Annotated in this window: 16 protein-coding genes; 9 read left to right on the top strand and 7 right to left on the bottom strand. The window is 71.6% G+C overall.

Going from position 1 to position 20,157, the window contains the following annotated elements; translation table 11 throughout:
* Positions 1 to 100: 100 nt before the first annotated feature.
* The gene (locus B9S64_RS12290) at positions 101 to 364 is read right to left on the bottom strand and encodes a WhiB family transcriptional regulator (protein WP_014046372.1); all 264 of its coding nucleotides are present in this window, start codon (positions 362 to 364) and stop codon (positions 101 to 103) included.
* A gap of 692 nt (positions 365 to 1,056) precedes the next feature.
* Between B9S64_RS12290 and B9S64_RS12300 the strand changes: the two genes are divergently transcribed.
* From B9S64_RS12300 to B9S64_RS12310, 3 genes are all read left to right on the top strand, one after another.
* Positions 1,057 to 1,596 (top strand): cysteine dioxygenase family protein, encoded by a 540-nt coding sequence (locus B9S64_RS12300; RefSeq protein ID WP_103493197.1) that lies wholly within the window; start codon positions 1,057 to 1,059, stop codon positions 1,594 to 1,596.
* Between the two features lie 97 nt (positions 1,597 to 1,693).
* Positions 1,694 to 2,650: a 2-phospho-L-lactate transferase gene (cofD, locus tag B9S64_RS12305; protein WP_103493198.1), complete on the top strand. Its 957-nt coding sequence runs from the start codon at positions 1,694 to 1,696 to the stop codon at positions 2,648 to 2,650.
* Positions 2,647 to 3,978, top strand: coding sequence for a coenzyme F420-0:L-glutamate ligase (locus tag B9S64_RS12310; RefSeq protein ID WP_103493199.1), 1,332 nt, complete (start codon positions 2,647 to 2,649; stop codon positions 3,976 to 3,978). The genes cofD and B9S64_RS12310 overlap by 4 nt, the downstream gene beginning before the upstream one ends.
* A gap of 49 nt (positions 3,979 to 4,027) precedes the next feature.
* On the opposite strand, the gene B9S64_RS12315 is transcribed toward B9S64_RS12310, so the two are convergent.
* From B9S64_RS12315 to B9S64_RS12325, 3 genes are all read right to left on the bottom strand, one after another.
* Complete coding sequence (locus B9S64_RS12315; protein WP_109492043.1) at positions 4,028 to 5,023, bottom strand: DNA-3-methyladenine glycosylase; 996 nt, start codon at positions 5,021 to 5,023, stop codon at positions 4,028 to 4,030.
* A 122-nt stretch (positions 5,024 to 5,145) separates the two neighbouring features.
* Positions 5,146 to 6,237, bottom strand: a complete 1,092-nt coding sequence (locus tag B9S64_RS12320; protein WP_103493524.1) for a sugar phosphate nucleotidyltransferase — start codon at positions 6,235 to 6,237, stop codon at positions 5,146 to 5,148.
* 79 nt (positions 6,238 to 6,316) lie between these two features.
* The gene (locus B9S64_RS12325) at positions 6,317 to 7,777 is read right to left on the bottom strand and encodes an N-acetylmuramoyl-L-alanine amidase (RefSeq protein ID WP_103493523.1); all 1,461 of its coding nucleotides are present in this window, start codon (positions 7,775 to 7,777) and stop codon (positions 6,317 to 6,319) included.
* A 138-nt stretch (positions 7,778 to 7,915) separates the two neighbouring features.
* Here B9S64_RS12325 and B9S64_RS12330 point away from each other — a divergent pair, with 138 nt between their 5' ends.
* The 4 genes from B9S64_RS12330 (at position 7,916) to B9S64_RS12345 (ending at position 14,104) form a co-directional block, all read left to right on the top strand.
* Positions 7,916 to 8,668 (top strand): TIGR03089 family protein, encoded by a 753-nt coding sequence (locus B9S64_RS12330; RefSeq protein WP_103493522.1) that lies wholly within the window; start codon positions 7,916 to 7,918, stop codon positions 8,666 to 8,668.
* Positions 8,669 to 8,845: 177 nt separating this feature from the next.
* On the top strand, positions 8,846 to 10,423 hold the full coding sequence (locus B9S64_RS12335) for an LCP family protein (RefSeq protein WP_103493521.1): 1,578 nt from the start codon (positions 8,846 to 8,848) through the stop codon (positions 10,421 to 10,423).
* A gap of 223 nt (positions 10,424 to 10,646) precedes the next feature.
* Positions 10,647 to 12,362, top strand: coding sequence for an LCP family protein (locus B9S64_RS12340; protein ID WP_103493520.1), 1,716 nt, complete (start codon positions 10,647 to 10,649; stop codon positions 12,360 to 12,362).
* A gap of 47 nt (positions 12,363 to 12,409) precedes the next feature.
* On the top strand, positions 12,410 to 14,104 hold the full coding sequence (locus B9S64_RS12345; protein ID WP_103493519.1) for an LCP family protein: 1,695 nt from the start codon (positions 12,410 to 12,412) through the stop codon (positions 14,102 to 14,104).
* A 63-nt stretch (positions 14,105 to 14,167) separates the two neighbouring features.
* Here B9S64_RS12345 and B9S64_RS12350 read toward each other — a convergent pair whose 3' ends face one another.
* Positions 14,168 to 15,190: a glycosyltransferase family 2 protein gene (locus B9S64_RS12350; RefSeq protein ID WP_103493518.1), complete on the bottom strand. Its 1,023-nt coding sequence runs from the start codon at positions 15,188 to 15,190 to the stop codon at positions 14,168 to 14,170.
* Between the two features lie 342 nt (positions 15,191 to 15,532).
* On the opposite strand from B9S64_RS12350, the gene B9S64_RS12355 reads away from it, so the two are divergent.
* Entirely contained in the window at positions 15,533 to 16,900 is a 1,368-nt protein-coding gene (locus B9S64_RS12355) for an LCP family protein (protein ID WP_103493517.1), read from the top strand.
* Between the two features lie 71 nt (positions 16,901 to 16,971).
* Here B9S64_RS12355 and B9S64_RS12360 read toward each other — a convergent pair whose 3' ends face one another.
* A complete protein-coding gene (locus B9S64_RS12360) occupies positions 16,972 to 17,520 on the bottom strand; it encodes an acyl-CoA thioesterase (RefSeq protein ID WP_103493516.1) in 549 nt (182 codons plus the stop codon).
* A gap of 118 nt (positions 17,521 to 17,638) precedes the next feature.
* Between B9S64_RS12360 and B9S64_RS12365 the strand changes: the two genes are divergently transcribed.
* Positions 17,639 to 18,937, top strand: coding sequence for an LCP family protein (locus B9S64_RS12365; RefSeq protein ID WP_103493515.1), 1,299 nt, complete (start codon positions 17,639 to 17,641; stop codon positions 18,935 to 18,937).
* A 92-nt stretch (positions 18,938 to 19,029) separates the two neighbouring features.
* Here B9S64_RS12365 and B9S64_RS12370 read toward each other — a convergent pair whose 3' ends face one another.
* Positions 19,030 to 20,148, bottom strand: a complete 1,119-nt coding sequence (locus tag B9S64_RS12370; RefSeq protein WP_103493514.1) for a hypothetical protein — start codon at positions 20,146 to 20,148, stop codon at positions 19,030 to 19,032.
* Positions 20,149 to 20,157 lie beyond the last annotated feature (9 nt).

Genomic DNA, 20,157 nt, shown 5'->3' on the forward strand with positions numbered 1-20,157 from the left:
CGACGCGGCCCGACGCGGCGTCGGGCCGGGCTCCGGGCCCGTGCGCGGAGTCCGGACGGCGGGCCGACGGGCGGCCGTGCGCGTCCGGGTGCGCCGGTCTTCAGATGGCGGCCTTCTTCAGGCGTCGCCGCTCGCGCTCCGAGAGGCCGCCCCAGATGCCGAAGCGCTCGTCGTTGGCGAGGGCGTACTCAAGGCACTCGGAGCGGACCTCGCAGGCGAGACAGACCTTCTTGGCCTCGCGGGTGGACCCGCCCTTCTCGGGGAAGAAGGACTCTGGGTCGGTCTGGGCGCACAGTGCGCGCTCCTGCCAGCCGAGTTCCTCGTCCGCGTCCTCGACCAGCAGTTGCTGGAACAGCTCGGTCATGTGCGCCCCTCGTCTGTCTCTTGCGTCCCGTGATGCGGCCGTTATCGACGCGACCGAACAACACGAGTGAAATTACAGGTGTGTAGCTCTGGGCCAGTCAAGCGAAGATCTGCTATTGGCCTCTGTATTCACTCTGCGGAACCAAACGTATACAGAAAGTGTTCAAATCACCAAAAACCTGACATATGCCAGCGCCTCTACCGCTCGGCACTTCTCACCGGGTGAGACGAACGGGGCCGCCCCGATGTTTCGATTCGATCACCGAGGCGACCAAGATCACAGCCAGGTCACGGCCCGTCAGTCGTCTCCACCGGCACGGTTGATGCGCCACCTTGCCCCTGCGACCGCCACCCAAACCTCCCCCTCGGCACAGCAACCGCTTGGGGTGAAACATTGCCGCCAAATCGGGCATTGAGTTGACAGGGGACAGACCGAGCCGGTCTCCTTGACCGCATGCCAGCGACCGCAGCGACGTACCCGGCCCACACCCGTGGGTTCCGTACGGCTGTCCAGGCCCGCTGTTGCTGTTCCAGCTGTCACAGCTGTTGAAGCCCCCCGCGCTCCGGCTCTGACCCGGCGCCCCCGCGCCTCCGCTCGTCCTCTCCGCGTCTCTTCCCGCCTGCTCCGTCGCAGTCCGGCTCCCCGCGACGCGCCCCGCACGTGTATCCCCCTGCCGAGGAACCACCGCACCCATGAACAGCGACAGCGACCTCTCGATCGCCGGCGACATCCTGGAGGTCCAGCACCTCCTGCGGCCCGCCGACCCGCACCCCTCCACCGTGGCCGAGTTCGCCGGACTGGCCCGCGCGGTCGCGGCCGACCGCGCCCTCTGGGCCCCCCTCGTCCGGTACGACACCACCACCCGCTGGTACCACCGGCTCCGCGCCGTCCCCCCGGCCACCGGCCCCGGCCGGGACGGGACGACCCGGCCCGGCTACGAGATCTGGCTGCTCAGCTGGGCACCCGGCCAGGGCAGCGGGCGCCACGACCACGGCCCGTCGTCCGGCGTCCTCACCGTCCTGGAAGGCGAGTTGACGGAGCACACCGGACGCGGGACACGCACCCTGGGCGCGGGCGCCCAGCGCGTCTTCGCCCCCGGATACGTCCACGAGGTCGTCAACGACTCCCTCGACGGCGCGGTCAGCCTGCACCTCTACCACCCGGGCCTCACCGACATGCCGATGCACACCCCCCGGTGCTCCCCCACGACCCGCACCCCGGCCACCACCTGACGGCCACCCCACAAATCATCAGGCTTCGCCCGACAGCCCCACCCGCCGCCCACCACCACCCCACAAAAGATCAGGCTCCGCCTGACAGACTGTCTGTATGCGCATTGTGGTTCTGGCCGGCGGTATCGGTGGTGCTCGTTTCCTGCGTGGCCTCAAGCAGGCCTCCCCGGACGCGGACATCACGGTGATCGGCAACACCGGTGACGACATCCATCTGTTCGGGCTGAAGGTCTGCCCCGACCTGGACACCGTGATGTACACCCTCGGCGGTGGCATCAACGAGGAGCAGGGCTGGGGGCGTACGGACGAGAGCTTCCACGTCAAGGAGGAGCTCGCCGCCTACGGGGTCGGCCCGGACTGGTTCGGCCTCGGCGACCGGGACTTCGCGACCCACATCGTCCGGACCCAGATGCTCGCCGCGGGCTACCCGCTGAGCGCCGTCACCGAAGCGCTCTGCGCCCGCTGGAAGCCCGGCGTCCGGCTGATCCCGATGTCCGACGACCGCGTCGAGACGCATGTGGCGGTCGAGGCCGACGGCGAGAGCAAGGCCGTGCACTTCCAGGAGTACTGGGTGAGGCTGCGGGCCTCCGTCCCCGCCCAGGCGATCGTGCCGGTCGGCGCCGAGCAGGCCAAGCCCGCGCCGGGCGTGCTGGAGGCCATCGCCGAGGCCGACGTCATCGTCTTCCCCCCGTCCAACCCGGTCGTCTCGGTGGGCACCATCCTCGCGGTCCCCGGCATCCGGGAGGCGATCGCCGAGGCCGGGGTGCCGGTCGTCGGCCTCTCCCCCATCGTCGGGGACGCCCCGGTGCGCGGCATGGCCGACAAGGTGCTGGCCGCGGTGGGCGTCGAGTCGACGGCCTCGGCGGTCGCCCGCCACTACGGTTCGGGGCTGCTCGACGGCTGGCTGGTGGACACCGTGGACGCCGGGTCCGTGGACGAGGTGGAGGCCGCCGGCATCCGCTGCCGCGCGGTGCCGCTCATGATGACGGACGTGGACGCCACCGCCGAGATGGCCCGTCAGGCGCTCACCCTGGCCGAGGAGGTACGGGCATGAGCGGGGCGGAGACCACCGGGACCCCCGCCTACCGGGTCTGGGCCCTGCCCGGTATCCCCGAGGTACGGGCCGGGGACAACCTGGCGAAGCTGATCGCGGCCACCGGACCCGGGCTCGTGGACGGTGACGTCCTGCTCGTCACCTCGAAGATCGTCTCCAAGGCGGAGGGCCGGATCGTCGAGGCCACCGACCGGGAGGCGGCGATCGACGCCGAGACCGTCCGGGTGGTGGCCCGGCGCGGGACGCTGCGGATCGTGGAGAACCGCCAGGGACTCGTCATGGCCGCCGCCGGTGTGGACGCCTCGAACACCCCGGCGGGCACGGTGCTGCTGCTGCCCGAGGACCCGGACGCCTCGGCCCTGGCGATCCGCGACGGACTGCGGGACGCGCTCGGGGTGGAGGTCGGCGTCCTCGTCACGGACACCTTCGGGCGGCCCTGGCGCAACGGACTGACCGACGTCGCGATCGGCGCCGCGGGGGTCCGGGTCCTGGACGACCTGCGCGGCGGCACGGACGGTTACGGCAATCCGCTCGGCGCCACCGTGGTCGCCACGGCCGACGAGCTGGCCTCGGCCGGTGACCTGGTCAAGGGCAAGGCCTCCGGTCTGCCCGTCGCCGTGGTCCGGGGGCTCGCCCATGTGGTGGCCCCCGCCGGGGAGACCGAGGCGGCGGGCGGGGCGCGGGCCATGGTGCGGGTCGCGGCGGACGACATGTTCCGGCTGGGCACCTCCGAGGCCGTACGGGAGGCGCTGAACCTGCGGCGCACGGTGCGGGAGTTCACCGCCGAACCGGTGGACCCCGGTGCCGTACGGCGGGCGGTCGCGGCGGCCGTGACGGCACCGGCCCCGCACCACACCACACCGTGGCGCTTCGTCCTGCTGGAGTCCGCGGAGTCCCGCACCCGGCTGCTGGACGCCATGCGCGACGCGTGGATCGCGGACCTGCGCCGCGACGGCCGCGACGAGGAATCGATCGCCAGGCGGGTGCGGCGCGGCGACGTCCTGCGCAATGCCCCCTATCTCGCCGTGCCCTGCCTGGTGGCGGACGGCTCCCACTCCTACGGCGACGAGCGCCGGGACACGGCCGAACGCGAGATGTTCGTGGTGGCGGCCGGCGCCGGGGTGCAGAACTTCCTGGTGGCGCTCGCGGGTGAGCGGCTGGGATCGGCGTGGGTGTCCTCGACGATGTTCTGCCGGGACGTGGTGCGCGAGGTGCTGGACCTGCCGGACGACTGGGACCCGCTGGGCGCGGTGGCCGTGGGCCACGCGGCCGGGGAACCCCGGGAGCGCGCGGCGCGGGACCCGGAGGCGTACCTCACCGTACGGTGACGGGCCCCCCGGAAGGACACGGGGACAGGGTGGCCGGAGCGCGCCGCCGTCACAGCGAGGCGATGTCGCGCGGGCTGAAGCGCGGGGCCCGGCGCGGCGGGGTGTGACCCGAGAGCATGATCAGGCGGGTCGCCCGGTGGCGCTGCCCCGCGTAGGGGGCCAGCAGCTCCAGCATCTCCTCGTCGTCGGCGTTCCGGTTGCCCGCCAGCGCGTGGCCGACGATGCCGGGCAGATGCAGGTCCCCGACGGTGACCGCGTCCGCCGCCCCGTTCGAACGCTGGAGGGTCTCCGCCGCGGTCCACGGGCCGATGCCCGGAATCACCTGGAGCCGGGCCATCGCCTCGGGCAGTTCCATCGCGGCGGCCTCCTCCATGCGCCGGGCCACCCGCACCGCGCGCAGGATCGTGGCCGAGCGCTTCGCGTCCACGCCCGCCCGGTGCCATTCCCAGGACGGGATCAGCGACCAGGTCCGCGCGTCCGGCATGACGTGGAGCCCGTAGCGGCCGAACAGCGGTTCCACGGGGCCCGGCGCCGGTGTGCCGTAGGTACGGAGCAGCAGCCGCCAGGCGCGGTAGGCCTCGTCCGTGGTGACCTTCTGCTCCAGGATCGACGGGATCAGGGACTCCATGACCAGCCCGGTACGCAGCAGACGCAGCCCCGGCCGCAGGTGGCGGGTCGTGGCGAGAAGGCGGTGGCGGGGGCGGAAGGCGTCAGGGTCGTCGTCGGCGCCCAGCAGGGCGGGCAGCCGGTCCAGCATCCACCGCGCGCCCGGCCCCCAGGCCGCCGCCGCGATCCGGCCGCCCGGAGCCGCCGAGATCCGCAGGGTGCCGGGGCCGGCCGGGGTGCGGGTGGCCCGCCAGAACGTGCCGTCGGGCAGCGCCCGGTACGCGGGGTCCGCCGGGCCGCGCCGCAGGGGGCCGAGGACCAGGCGCAGGTCGAGGGGGCCCGGCGGCGTCCAGAGCCGGGTCAGCGCGGCGGACGTGTCCGGGGCGGCGGGGCGCTGCCGGGGCACGGCGGTGGTGCGGGGTGCGAAGCGTCCTGCCACGGGTGAGGGTCCTCGGTCGTCGGGGTGCCTTTCGAGGGTACGGCCCGCGCGGACCGGCCCCCGGACCGCCCTGCCGAGCCGGCCCCTCAACCCCCCGGTACGCCGCCCCGGCCCGCCCCCGCCTACTGGTCGGACGAGAAGCGCACCGAGCCGTCCGGCAGGACGGCCCCGCACCAGACACGGATGCCGTCGCGCAGTTCGTTGTCGGCGCCGACCTGGGCACCGTCACCGATGACGGCACCCGCGAGGACCGTACGGCCGCCGATCCTCGCCCCGGCCCCGATCAGCGAGTCGGTGATCACGGCGCCCGGTTCGACGACCGCGTCCTGGAGCACGGTGGAGCCCGTGATCCGGGCGCCCTCCCCGATCAGCGCCCGCTCGCCGACGACCGTGCCGCCGGTGAGCTTGGCGTCGGCCGCCACGGTCGCCGAGGGCAGCACCAGCCGGTCGCCGCAGCGCCCGGGAACCGCCGGGGACGGGGCGCGGCCCAGGACCAGGTCGGCCGATCCGCGCACGAACGCCTGCGGGGTGCCCAGGTCCAGCCAGTAGGTGGAGTCCACCATGCCCTGGAGGTGGGCGCCGGCGGCGAGGAGCCCGGGGAACGTCTCGCGCTCCACGGAGACCGGCCGGCCGGCCGGGATGGTGTCGATGACCGACCGGCGGAAGATGTACGCCCCCGCGTTGATCTGGTCGGTGACGATCTCCTGGGGTGTCTGCGGCTTCTCCAGGAAGGCCGTCACCCTGCCCGTGGGGTCGGTCGGCACGAGACCGAAGGCGCGCGGGTCCTCGACCCGGGTGAGGTGCAGCGAGACGTCCGCGCCCGACGTGGCGTGCGACGCGACCAGGGCCCGGATGTCGAGACCGGTGAGGATGTCCCCGTTGAAGACGAGGACGGGTTCGTCCGGACCCGAGGTCAGTCGCGACGCCACGTTGCGGATCGCCCCGCCGGTGCCGAGCGGTTCGCGCTCGGTGACGTATTCGAGGGAGAGACCGAGCGACGAACCGTCACCGAAGTACGGTTCGAACACCTCCGCCAGATAGGACGTCGCGAGCACGATGTGCTCCACCCCGGCGGCCCGCGCACGCGCCAGTTGGTGCGTGAGGAACGGGACGCCCGCCGCCGGAACCATCGGCTTCGGGGTGTGCACCGTGAGCGGACGCAGCCGGGTGCCCTTGCCCCCGACCAGGAGGATCGCTTCTCTTGCCTCTGTCACAGCACCGTCTCTGCTTCCTGCTGGGGCCGGGCCTCGTATCGGCTGGCCAGTGTATGCAGACCGTTCGAAGCCCTCCCGGTCAGCGGCCCTGCAGAGCGGCCGCGGTGGTGCGGACCGTGCCGAGCTTGTTGTAGAGACGGATTCCAGGGCATTCGGTTGCGAAACCGTCGCGGTGGCCGGCGATGACGTTCAGTTTGACGCTGGTTCCCTTCGCGTACTTGCCGCTGCCGCCCGAGACGAGGGTCACCTTCCCCTTGGGGTTGCGGCCGAAGAGGCCGAGCTTCCAGGCGGTGAGCTTGGAGATCGCGTTCACCGCGGCGGTGGGCGGGTTCGTCGAGGTGAACGTGCCGAGAACGACGATGCCCATGGTGTTGGTGTTGAAGCCGAGGGTGTGGGCGCCGAGGACGGCCTTGGTCACGCCTCCCGCACGGCCCTCGTAGATGTTCCCGCACTTGTCGATCGCGAAGTTGTAGCCGAAGTCGCGCCACCCGCTGCTCTTGACGTGGTAGCGGTAGATGCTCCGCAGGACCGACGGGGCCTCGGCGCAGGTGTAGTTGTTGCCGGTGGCGCTGTGGTGGACGAACGCCGCCTTCACCGTCGAGGTGTACGCGAACGTCCGCTCGCGCAGGCTCTCGTCCGCGCCCCACCCCTTGCGGGTGACGATGCCCGGACGCGGACCGACGTACGACGCGGCGCCGGCCTGGCCCTCCGGCTCCGCCTTGTCCAGCGCGGGGATCTCGGTGGCGCCGGGCGGGGCGAGGCCGGCGTTGACCGCGGAACTCTCCGCCTCCGCCGTGCCGACCGCCGCGCCGGTCGGGGAGCCGGCGGTCTCCGGGAGGGTGCCGGGCTTCGGGGACGAGGACACGGGGGTGACGGTGGCGGAGGCGCCCGTGACGGACGTGCCGCCGCCGGGCCGGTCCGGGCCGTCGCCCGGATCGACGAGCTCCACCCGCAGCCCCTCGGGGAGCGGGACGGCGTCGGCTCCGTCGCGCGAGGCGGTGTCCTCGGACCGTACGCGGACATCGATGCCGTCCGAATCACCCACCCAGAGAGGGGCGGTGGAGCCGTGCACCGTGCCCGACCCGCGCTCGGCGCTGCCCGCGTCGGCGGCGTGGTCGGCGTTGTGCGTCTCCAGGTCCTGCCAGCCGGACCACCGGCCGGTGGCGGTCGCGCGGGTGCGGACCTGGACGGTGCCGTGGAGCTCGGTGTCCACGTCGTCCCACACCACACCGACGAGCGAGAACCGGTGCGCGTCGCGGGGAGCCAGTCCTCGCGCGGTGGCGGAGGACGCGTGCGCGGACCGGGGGGCGGTGGGTTCTGCGGAGGTCCGGGGCGCCGCGTCGGTGAGCGGCCGCAGGGGCAGGGACTGGGTCGACCCCCGCGGTTCGGCGGCGGGGGCCTGGGCCGCCGCCGCGGCGGGGGCCGGTGCGGGAGCGGGGGCCGGGTCGGGGACGGAGGTGGCGGAACCGGACACGGCGAGCGGCAGGGTGAGTGCCGCCGCGCAGGTGACGCCGAGGGATGTCACGAGAAGTGCACGCATACAGGAAATCCTTGGCAGATACCGGCATCTCCTGCGACTGGAGGGCGGAGGGCCTGACCTGACGGCCCGTCTGCCGACCGGTGGACGGCCCCCGGCGCGGCCCCCGGCCGCCCTCGCCCGCCGCGTACCCTTGCGCGGATGAACGCCAGTGACCGTACCCCCGCCGACCTGCTGCGATCCGCGCTCGCCGCGGACCCGGCCCGTCCTCTCGTCACTTTCTACGACGACGCAACCGGAGAACGCGTCGAACTGTCGGTGGCCACCTTCGCCAATTGGGTGGCCAAGACCGCCAATCTGCTCCAGGGCGACCTGGCCGCGGAGCCGGGCGACCGGCTGGCTCTGCTGCTCCCGGCCCACTGGCAGTCCGCGGTCTGGCTGCTCGCCTGCTCCTCGGTCGGCGTCGTCGCCGACGTACAGGGCGACCCCGCCTCGGCCGACCTGGTGGTCAGCGGGCCGGACACCCTGGAGCGGGCCCGTGCCTGCCGTGGTGAGCGGGTCGCGCTGGCCCTGCGCCCGCTCGGTGGCCGCTTCCCCCAGCCGCCGGAGGGCTTCGCGGACTACGCGGTGGAGGTGCCGGGCCAGGGCGACCGGTTCGCCCCGTACGCGCCGGTGGACCCGGACGCCCCGGCGCTGACCGTGGGCGGCGTCGGCCGGACGGCCGCCCAGGTGGTCGCGCGGGCCCGCGAGGACGCGGCGGAGCTCGGACTCGTGCCCGGCTCCCGGCTCCTGACGGGGCGTACGTACGACACCTGGGAGGGGCTGTCCGCCGGGCTCCTCGCCCCGCTGGCCGCCGGCGCGTCCGTGGTGCTCTGCCGTCACCTGGACCGGCTGGACGAGAACGCCCTGGCCAGCCGGATCGAGAGCGAGCGGGTCACCGGTACGGCGGTATGACAAGCCGCCCGAGGGCCACCCGTCCGGCCCTGGACGGGCCGAGCCCCCGGGACTGGGCACCGGCGGCGGTACATGATCGGGCGGTACAGACCACTCGGCCCCTGAGACACAACCAAGCGTGAGGTTCAGCCGTCTACTCCTGCGACCGGCGGCCCATCGCGCCGCCGAACGTGAAGGATGGACGCATACGTGAGCGACAGCGCCGGCCCCCCGGCCGATCCGGACCGCCCGGAGGACCCGGCCGGGGACGGGCCAAGGAACGGATCGCAGGACGACCCCGCGGCCCTCGGACGGGACGCGCCCTCGGGGCGGGACGGCGGTACGCGGGACGAGCCGGGCTCCACGCAGGCCCCCGGCCCTGACGGCGGGACGGACGGCGGGAACGGCGGGACGGGCGCCGAGGCCGAGGCCGACACCCCTGGCACCGACGACAGCACCGGCAACAGCAGCGACGGCAAGGATCCGAGCGGCGACGCCGACGCGGGTGCGAGATCCGACGCCGCCCCGGACTCGGGATCCGACGCGGACCCGGACGCCGACGCGGCCCGCGGTCGTTTCGGGAGCTGGGGCGCCCGCCCCGAGGGCTCCCCCGACAAGCGCCGCTGGCTGCGCTGGGCCGCCCTCGGTGCCTCGTTCGTCGTCCTCGTCGCCGCCGGGGCCGGCTGGTGGGTGTACCGGAAGCTCGACGGCAACATCACCACCGACACGAGCGCCGCCGCCGAGCTGAAGGCGTACGAGAAGGAACGGCCCACGCCGGTCGCCCAGGGCGACGCGCAGAACATCCTGCTCATCGGCTCCGACAGCCGGTCCGGCGAGAACCGGAAGTACGGCCGTGACGACGGCGGCAGCCAGCGCTCGGACACCACGATCCTGCTGCACCTCGCGGCCGACCGTAAGAGCGCGACGGCGGTCTCGCTGCCGCGTGACCTCATGGCGCGGATCCCCAGCTGCCACAAGGGCGACGGCACCTCGACCGGGGAGCGGTTCGCCCAGTTCAACTCGGCGTTCGAGACGGGCGGGACCGCCTGCACGATCCGCACCGTCGAGAAGATGACCGGGGTGCGGATCGACCACCACATGGTGATCGACTTCAACGGCTTCAAGGACATGGTGGACGCCGTGGACGGCGTCGAGGTCTGCCTCAAGGAACCGGTCGACGACAAGGACGCCCACCTCACGCTGCCCGCGGGCCGCCAGAAGCTCGACGGTGAGCAGGCCCTCGGATACGTACGGGCCCGCAAGTCGATCGGCAACGGCAGCGACACCGAACGCATGGACCGCCAGCAGAAGTTCCTGGGTGCCCTCGTCAACAAGATGCAGAGCAACGGGGTCCTGCTGAACCCGACCCGGCTGTACCCGGTGCTGGACGCGGCGACCAAGTCGCTGACCACGGACGCCGGACTGGACTCGCTGAAGGACCTGTACGACCTGGTACGCGGGATGCGGAACGTCCCCACCGACCAGGTCCAGTTCCTGACCGTGCCCCGTCAGGCCTACCACGCGGACGCGAACCGCGACGAACTCGTCCAGCCGGATGCCGATCAACTGTTCGAAAAGCTGCGCAAGGACGAACTCGTCACCGTGCTGCCGGCCGACCAGATCAACGGCGACGAGAACAACGGCGACGATTCACAGGAAGTTCACAGCTCTCCCGGTGAATCCCCGGACGGCAAGCCAGGCGATACGGGCGTGAGCCCGACCCCGGCGCCGACCTATTCGGGATCGAGTGCGGCCGACGATCCCTGCGGCACGTAAAGCAATTGCCAAACCGTGGACGACAAACCGAGTGGAATAGGCGAAATGCCCGAATGTAAAGGGCGTGGAATATCTCACGCGCGTCGCCTCTGCCCGAATGGGCCGGATAGTGTGACGCGATCCGGTGCTTACGGCGACCTTGCCACGCACAGCCGGAGCGAAAGACCGAGCGCCCTTCAGGGGGAGGCGCCTCGCGTGGCACCGACGGAGGATTCAGGCAACCGTGGATGCGCATAGCCGTGGGCAGGCGGACGAAATAGATCCTGCCGACCAGTGGGTGCTCAACCCGCAGACCGGCGATTACGAATTGCGACTGAACCACTCCGGAAGAGAGTCGTCCGGTGATTCCCTCGCGCCGGACCGTCCCGATTCCCCCGCCCGTGGCAAGGGTGAATCCAGGACCGGCGCCCCGGAAGTCCCCGCCCAGCGCAGCCGCCGCTCGGCGCGTAACGCCCCGCCCGAGCCGCCGTCGGCCGGACGCCGCAAGCGCAGGCCCGCGAAGTCGCGGCGGAAGAAGGTCCTGCTGTGGACCGGCGGGGTGATGGCCTTCGTGGTCGTCGCCGGGTCGGCGGGGGCGTACGCGCTCTACCAGAAGTTCAACGGCAACCTCTCCACCATCGACGTCGGTGACGCGGGCAGCAAGAACGTCGCCTCGGACGGCCCGCTCAACATCCTGATCATCGGTACGGACAAGCGCACCGGCGCCGGCAACGAGGGCTACGGCGACAAGGACAGCCCCGGCCACGCCGACACGAACATCCTCTTCCACGTCTCCGAGGACCGGACCAACGCCACGGCGATGAGCATCCCCCGGGACCTGATCACGGACATCCCGGACTGCACCACCAAGCAGCCGGACGGCTCGGAGAAGGTCGTACCCGGCACCCAGAACGTGCGGTTCAACGTGAGCCTCGGTCAGGAGGGCCGGGACCCGGGCTGCACGATGCGAACGGTCAAGGAGATCACCGGCCTGTCCGTCGACCACTTCATGATGGTCGACTTCAACGCCGTCAAGACGCTCTCCACGGCCGTCGGCGGTGTCAAGGTCTGCCTGGACAAGGCCGTCAAGGACCGTGACTCGCATCTGGACCTGCCGGCCGGCGAGTCCACCATCGAGGGCGAGGACGCGCTCGCGTTCGTCCGCACCCGGCACAGCTTCGGCAACCAGAGCGACCTCGACCGGATCAAGATCCAGCAGCAGTTCATCGGCTCGATGATCCGGCAGATGAAGTCGGACGACACCCTGACCAACCCGTCCAAGCTCTTCGGCCTCGCGGACGCCGCGACCAAGGCGCTCACCGTCGACTCCGGCATCGGGTCGATCAAGAAGCTGACCTCGCTCGCCCAGGAACTCGGCAAGATCGACACGAAGAACATCACCTTCGTGACCATGCCGGTGATCGACAACCCGGCCGAGCCGACGCCCGTCACCGTGGTCGAGCACCCGACCAAGGCCGAGCAGCTCTTCGCCACGATGCGCTCCGACACCTCCCTGACCGAGGTGAAGGCGCAGGAGAAGAAGGCCAAGAGCAAGCAGGAGGCCCTGCTCAAGGGCGACCGGGCCGACCCCGCCGACGTACGGGTGGACGTCTTCAACGGCGGCGACACGGCCGGCGCGGCCCAGGCGACGGTCACCTGGCTGCAGAACGACGAGGGCGTACTCAAGTCCGCCAACAAGGCCAACGCCCCCGAGAAGACCGCGAAGACGACACTGGCGTACGCGCCGAACCAGGCGGACCAGGCCCGCGCGCTGGCGGACATGATGGGCCTGCCCGCCACCGCGCTGAAGCAGGGCACCACCGACGCCGAGGGCCTTCAGGCGATGGTGCTGACCCTGGGAGCCGACTTCAAGGGCGCGGGGGTGCCCGTCACCGGTCCGGTGAAGGCACCCGAGGACATCCAGAAGGCCAGCGCCGACAAGGCGGAATGCGCGAAGTGACCACCGGTCGCCGCGCTCCAGCGAAAGTCTGAACAGCAGGGGGTCTGGTGGGACGGAGCAGTACGCGCGGGGAGGGGGCACGGCCTCGTGTCCGGCACAGCCGCCGGGACGAGACGGGTCCGCAGGTCGGCCACGGCCCGCGGGGCGACGGGTCCGCGACGCGGGGACACGACCGGCGTGAGCGGGGTCCCGCCCCGCCGGAGGGCGGGCATCGCCAGGGTGGGCCGAACCGCCGTACCCGGCGGGCCTCCAGAGGGGGCAAGCGGCACGTCCTGCGCTGGATAGCCTCCGTGACCGCCCTGCTGATACTCGGCACCGGCGGCGCCGGTTACCTCTACTACAGGCACCTCAACGGCAACATCAAGAAAGAGGACCTGACGCTCGGCGACAAGCAGATGGCCGACCACAAGGCCAACGCCGCCGGGCAGACCCCGCTGAACATCCTGATCATCGGCTCCGACGCCCGGGACTCCAAGGAGAACCAGAAGCTCGGCGGTGCCAAGGAGACCTTCGGGGCCCCTCCGCTCGCGGACGTGCAGATGCTCCTCCACCTCTCCGCCGACCGCAGCAACATCTCGGTCGTGAGCATGCCGCGCGACACCATGCTGACGATGCCGAAGTGCACCGACCCCAAGACCGGGACCGTCTACCCGGCCAGCAGCGGGCCCGTCCAGACCAACGAGAGCCTGGGGCGCGGCGGACCGGGCTGCACGGTGGCCGCCTGGTACGAACTGACCGGCATCACCATCGACCACTTCATGATGATCGACTTCGCGGGTGTGGTCTCCATGGCCGACGCCGTCGGCGGCGTCCCGGTCTGCGTCAACGCCAACATCTACTCGCACACCAGCGACGGCAAGGGCTCCGGGCTGAAGCTCGAAAAGGGCACCACGTCCGTCAAGGGCAAGCAGGCCTTGCAGTGGCTGCGCACCCGGTACGGCTTCGAGGACAACACGGACCTGGGCCGGGCCAAGGCCCAGCACCAGTACCTCAACTCGATGGTGCGTGAGCTGCGCAAGGGCACCAAGCTCACCGACCCCGGAAAGCTGATGGACCTCGCGGAGGCGGCCACCAACGCGCTCACCGTCGACAAGGGCCTCGGGACGGTCAAGAAGCTGTACGACCTGGCGGAGGAGCTCAAGAAGGCCCCGACCGACCGCATGACCATGACGACGATGCCGAACGTCTACGGCACGGGCGGTCTCAGCGGGCGGGTGTTCCCCAAGCCCGGTGAGGCCGAGCAGCTGTTCCGGATGGTCCGCGAGGACATCCCGCTGGACGGCAAGGCGTCCAAGCGCAAGACGCCGGTCCCCAAGGACGCGGCGGCGCCCGTGGGGGAGATCGCGGTCAGCGTGCGCAACGCGACCGGCACCGACGCGCTCGGCCCGGCGCGGGGCCGGGCGGGCACGGTCAAGGACCTGCTGACGGACGCGGGCTTCGCCAGGGCGTCGGTCGACTCCCAGAACGTCGCACCGGCCGCCCGGACCGGCCTGCTCTATCCCAGCGCGGACCTGGAGGGCGACGCCCAGGCGGTCGCCAAGGCCCTGGGGATCCCCGTGTCGCAGGTGAAGAAGTCGACCGACGTCTCGGGCATCGTCCTGGCCGTCGGCGCCGACTGGCGCGAGGACGGGGCCTATCCCGCCAAGGCGGGCGAGGAGGAGAAGACGCCGGAGTCGGCGGGTGCCCTGAACGGCGCCGACGAGGAGGCGTGCATGGACGTCAACCCCGGCTTCACCTGGTGAGACGCCGGAGGGGAGGGGCCGGTCGCCGTGGCGGCCGGCCCCTCCCCTCCGCGGGTACGGCGGTCAGGCCGTCCGCTCCCGCACGGCCGGCCGGCGGCCGGCGATGACCTTCCTCGCCAGTGAGCGGGGGCTGGTCAGGAAGCCGTACCCCCACGACATGTGCATGGTGGCCAGCGCCACCGGGATCCACGCCCGTGCCTTCGGCGACAGGCCCTTGCCCGCCGGCAGTGAACCGGCGACGATCGCCGCCAGATAGCCGGCCGGCACGACGAAGGCCCACGGGGTGACGGCCGCGCCGACGACGAGTCCGGCCGCGATGGCGCAGACGGCGGCCGGCGGGGCCAGGTAGCGCAGGTTGATCGAGCCGGCGTGGTAGCGGGCCACGACGTGGCGCCAGCGTCCGTAGTCCTTGTACTGCTTGGCGAGCGCGCGGACGCTGGGGCGCGGGCGGTAGCGCACCTTCAGCTCCGGTGAGAACCAGACCAGGCCGCCCGCCTCGCGGATGCGGAAGTTCAGCTCCCAGTCCTGGGCGCGGATGAACTCGACGTTGTAGCCCTCGGCCCGCTCCAGCGCCTCGCGGCGGAAGACCCCCAGATACACCGTCTCGGCCGGGCCCGCCTGTCCACCGGTGTGGAACGCCGCGTTGCCGACGCCGATCTTCGACGTCATCGCGGCGGCGACGGCGTCCTCCCAGGCGTTCTCGCCCTCGGCGTGCATGATGCCGCCCACGTTCTGCGCGCCGGTCTCCTCCAGCAGCCGGACGGCGGTCGCGATGTAGTCGGGGGAGAGCATGCCGTGGCCGTCGACCCGTACCACGATCGGGTGGTGCGATGCCTTGATCGCGGCGTTCAGCGCGGCCGGGGTGCGGCCCGTCGGGTTGGCGACGGTGTGCACCCTGGAGTCCTCCCGTACCAGCTCAGCGGCTATCTCGTCGGTGCGGTCGGTGGACGGGCCGAGGGCGATCACCACCTCCGTCTCACCGGCGTACTCCTGCTCCAGGATGTGCCGGACCGCGTCCCTGAGATGGCGTTCCTCGTTGAGCACCGGCATGATCACGGAGACGGCGGGGCACTGCGCGGCAGACATGTGGTCCTCGGGAGTCCTTGGGGGAGCCGGGCGTTCCGGGGGTGTCTCGCACCCCGGGAAGCGGCGTGATTCCGCCGCCACGTTACCGCGAACGGGGGACACGGGCGCGCGCCGCCGAGGTCTGCCTCCGGTCCGCAGATCGTATGGACCTACCGTGCGAAAGTCCCACTAACACCCGCGGAGGTGTCCCTCGTGCCCACGCCGCACCGATCGCCCCGTCCACCGCACCCCCGCACCGCTCCCCCGCAGCGCAGGCCCGCCCGGCAGCCCGTCGCCGGGCAGCGCTCCGCGGACCGGGGCCGCAACCGCGCCCGCGGCCGTAAGACGCCTCCCCGGTGGGGCATGCGCGTGGCGACCGGGCTGTCCGTGCTGGTGCTCGGTGCCAGCGGTATCGGTCACGCGGTGGTGACCGGCCTGGAGGGCGGGATCGACCGGGTCGACCCGTTCAAGGACATGAAGAACCGGCCGTCGGGCGGTCACGGTCTGAACCTCCTGCTCGTCGGCACCGACGGCCGCGACAAGATCACGGCCCAGGAGAAGGAGAAGTACAAGCTGGGCGGCGCCCCCTGCCACTGCACCGACACGCTGATGCTGGTGCACCTCTCCGCCGACCGGCAGCGGGCCAGCGTCGTCAGCCTGCCGCGCGACAGCTACGCGGAGATCCCCGCGCACACCGACCTGACCACCGGCAAGGAGCACGACGCCCACCCGGTGAAGCTGAACGCCGCGTACGCCGAGGGCGGTCCGCATCTGACGGTGCGGACCGTCGAGCAGATGACCGGGGTCAAGATCGACCACTATCTGGAGGCCGACTTCACCAGCTTCATGAAGACGGTCGACGCCGTCGGCGGGGTGGAGATCTGCACCGCCGCCCCGCTCAAGGACTCCTACACCGGCCTCGACCTGTCCGCCGGCACCCACAAGCTGGACGGGGGGCAGGCCTTGCAGTACGTGCGCTCGCGGCACATCGACGGGGCCGCCGACCTCGGCCGGATGCAGCGCCAGCAGAGGTTCATGGCCGCGCTGTTCGGCCAGGCCACCAGCAGCGGGGTCCTGACCAACCCGGTGAAGTTCCAGGAGGTCGCCTCGACGGTGCTCGCCGCGATCCGCGCGGACAAGGGGTTCGGTACGGAGCAGATGGTGGCGCTCGGCAAGGCGATGCACGGGTTCACCCCGGCGTCCTCCGAATTCACCTCCGTACCGCTGGCCGAGGACAGTTTCCAGGTCAAGGGCCTCGGCTCCACGGTGAAGTGGGACGAGGAGAAGGCCAGGAAGATGTTCCGGTCCCTGCGCGAGGACAAGCCGCTCGCCCCGGTGCTGCCCGAGCAGCCCAAGGCGACCCCCGTCGAGGTGGCGCCCGAGCAGATCAAGGTGCAGGTCTACAACGGGACGACGAAGGACGGCCTCGGCCAGGAGGTGGACAAGGCGCTGCGCTCCACCGGCTTCGACACCACCCGGGCCCCCCGGGGCAGCGGTGGTCCGGGCGATCTGGCGCACACGCTGATCACCTACGACCCCCGCTGGGACCGGTCGGCGAAGGCGCTGGCCACCGCGCTGCCGGGGAGCGAACTGAAGGCGGTGAAGGGACAGGGCGGCACGCTGAACGTGACGGCGGGCTCCGACTTCACCCAGGTGAAGCGGGTGAAGGCCGAGAATCCGGAGCGGGGCGAGTTCGGAGCGGTCACCGGCGACCAGGTGGTCTGCCCGTAGTCCGGGGGCACCGGCGACCGGGCGGGCCGCCCTTCCTTCCTGGCGACGTGCGGCGGCGCGCGGCGGCCACGTCAGTCCGCGATCCCCTCGGCGATCCGCTGCTCCCGCAGTTCCTTGATCGCCCGGCGCCGGGCGAGGCGGTGCGTGCGCCGGATCTGTGCCTCCTGGTAGCGGCGCCGATCGCGCTCCGTCTCGGGCACGACCCGCGGCACGGGACGAGGACGTCCGGCCTCGTCGACCGCCGCGAACACCAGATAGGCGCTGCCCACCTGCTGGGCGGGCGTCGACTCGTTCCACCGCTCGGCCATGACGCGGACGCCGACCTCCATCGAGGAGCGGCCGGTCCAGTTCACCTGGGCCCGGACGTGAACAAGGTCACCGACGCGGACCGGCTCCAGGAAGACCATCTCGTCCATCGAGGCCGTGACCGCCGGACCGCCCGAGTGCCGGCCGGCGACCGCGCCCGCCGCGTCGTCGACCAGCTTCATGATCACGCCCCCATGCACCGTACCCAGGAGATTGGTGTCGCTGCCGGTCATGATGTGGCTGAGGGTGGTCCGGGAGGCCGAGGTCGGCTTGGCCGGAATCTCACCCTCCGGGGTCTGGGCCTGATCTGTCATGCCCTCCACCTTATGCGGGGGCTTGCCCACGGTTGCATTGCATCAGCTTCGCAACAGCCCCGGCCCGATTTCCCGGACACCCTGTAAGACGCACAGGAGCAAGCGGCACACTGTCTCCATGAGCGATTGGCCCGAGGGGCGCAACGGCGGACCCGGCGAGCGGTACGGGCAGGGCAGTGCGAGCCCGCGGCCCGAGTCCGCCCGTGCCATGCCGCATGTCCGGCGGCGCCCCGCGCCGCAGCCGCAGTCACCGGCGAGGATCCCGCCGCAGCCGGGCGGCCGGGGTCATGGCGACGCCTCCGGGTACGACAGCGGGTACAACACGGGCCAGGTCTACGGCGGCGGGCACGGGCCCGGTGGCGGACAGGGCGGCGGACACCGCGGTGGCGGCGGCTCCCGGGGCGGCGACAGCGGATACGTCCAGCCCCGACCGGCGCCGGACTGGGGCCGTCGCCTCAAGATCGGCGCGCTGACCCTGGTCGTGGTGGTGCTGGCCGTCTCCGTCGGCACGTACTTCTGGGCCGACGGCAAGCTCAAGCGGGAGGTGGACCTCTCCAAGGTCATCGACCGCCCCGCCGAGGGCAAGGGCACCAACTACCTGATCGTCGGTTCCGACAGCCGTGAGGGCATGACGGACGAGGACAAGAAGAAGCTCCACACCGGTTCCGCCGAGGGCAAGCGGACCGACTCCATGATGATCCTGCACGACGGCTCCGGCGGCCCGACGCTGATCTCCCTGCCCCGCGACTCGAACGTCGAGATCCCCTCGTTCGTCGGCTCGGAGTCCGGCAAGAAGTACGAGGGCACCGGCCGGACGGTGAAGCTGAACGCGGCGTACGCCGAGGACGGCCCGGAGCTGCTGGTCCGCACGGTCGAGTTCAACACCGGGCTGCGCATCGACCACTACGTCGAGATCGGCTTCGGCGGCTTCGCCCAGATCGTGGACGCGATCGGCGGCGTGGAGCTGGACATCCCCAAGGCCTTCAAGGACAAGAAGTCCGGCGCCGATTTCCAGGCCGGTACGCAGACGCTGAACGGCGAGCAGTCCCTCGCCTTCGTCCGCACCCGGTACGCCTTCGCGGGCAGCGACCTGGACCGTACGAAGAACCAGCAGAAGTTCCTCGCGGCCCTGGCCTCCCAGACGGCGACCCCGTCCACGATCCTCAACCCGTTCAAGCTCTACCCGACGATGGGCGCGGGCCTGGACACGCTGATCGTCGACAAGGACATGTCGCTCTGGTCGCTGGGGAAGATGTTCTTCGCGATGAAGGGCGTCACCGGCGGCGACGGCACGTCGATGAACATCCCGCTCACGGGCCAGAGCGTGAACGGCAACCTGATCTGGGACAAGGACAAGGTCAAGCAGCTCATGGAGCAGCTGAAGAACGACGACACGGTCACCGTCAAGGGCAACTGACGGCGGGCACGCGAGGAGGTCCGGGCGGCGAGCCGCCCGGACCTCCTGTGTTCCCCGGTGCGGCCGCCCTTGCCGGAGACGGCCGCGCTCAGCTACTTCCGTGCCGTCACCAGGAAGACGATCAGCGCGGCGAGGGCCAGCCCGCACACCACCGCCGCCGCGATCTTGGCCTTGCTGTACGGACGTTCGCCGATGACCTCGGCGGTGCGGGCGTTCACCATGACCTGCCAGCTGGTGCCCGCGTACAGATAGGTCAGGAACCACACGGGCAGCAGCATCAGCTTGAACGTGAGGGCCGAGTACCGCGTGTCCAGCTCCGTCACCCGCTGCTCGTCACCACCGATGTCGGCCCGGCAGTCGGACGTGATGACGCCGGCCATCCGTTCCTTGGCCGTCACCAGCCCGTCCTCGGGCTCCACGTCGTACCGCACGGTCTGGAATCCGGCCAGGTACTCCGCCTGGAACGGCTTGGCCTCCTCCAGCGGCCACGGCGTGAGCTTGTCCAGCTGTTCGTGGTCGACATGGGTGGTCCCGGCGACGAGGACGTCGTCGAAGGCGCGGCTGACCCTTCCGGAGACGGGGGTCCAGCGGGTGTGGCGCACCTGGCGGGTCTTGGTGACGCTCTCGCCGTTCTCGGTGGTGGTGTACGTCTCGGTGACGTAGTAGTAGTCGCCACGCCGGCCCTGGTAGCGGGAGTCCGTCTGCGCGTCGTAGGTCCAGTGCGGCAGGTAGCTGCCTTTGAACGCCTCCGCCTCACTGACCTTCTTCAGCCGGGAGGGCGCGAACCAGCGGGACGACGTCCAGGCGCGCAGCGCCTCCCGGGCGGCGTCCCGGTCCAGGCCGAAGGGGACCACGGCCTCCGGCCGTACCCGCTCGGTGGGGTCGGACTCGGCGACCAGCGCGGTGGCGCAGAACTGGCAGCGCGCGGACAGGTCGTCGCTCTCGGTGTGGGCACCGCAGCCCGGACAGACGTAGGTGCGTACCCCCTCGGCCACGGAGCTCCGCGGTTTGACGGGCAGGGCGGCCAGTTCGTCGAAGCTGTGCTCACGGACCTCGCGCGACACCGGGGCCACCGCCTGCTCATGACCGCAGTACGGGCAGCGCATGGCGTCGGAACCCGGCGCGAACACCACCGTGGCACCGCACGCCGGGCAGGGGTAGGAACGGGGTCCCGTTCCGGGGGCCCCGGCGTTCTGCTCTTCGGTGTTCAACGTCGCCCC

The sequence above is a fragment of the Streptomyces sp. SM18 genome, assembly GCF_002910775.2.
Taxonomy (GTDB): Bacteria; Actinomycetota; Actinomycetes; order Streptomycetales; family Streptomycetaceae; genus Streptomyces; species Streptomyces halstedii.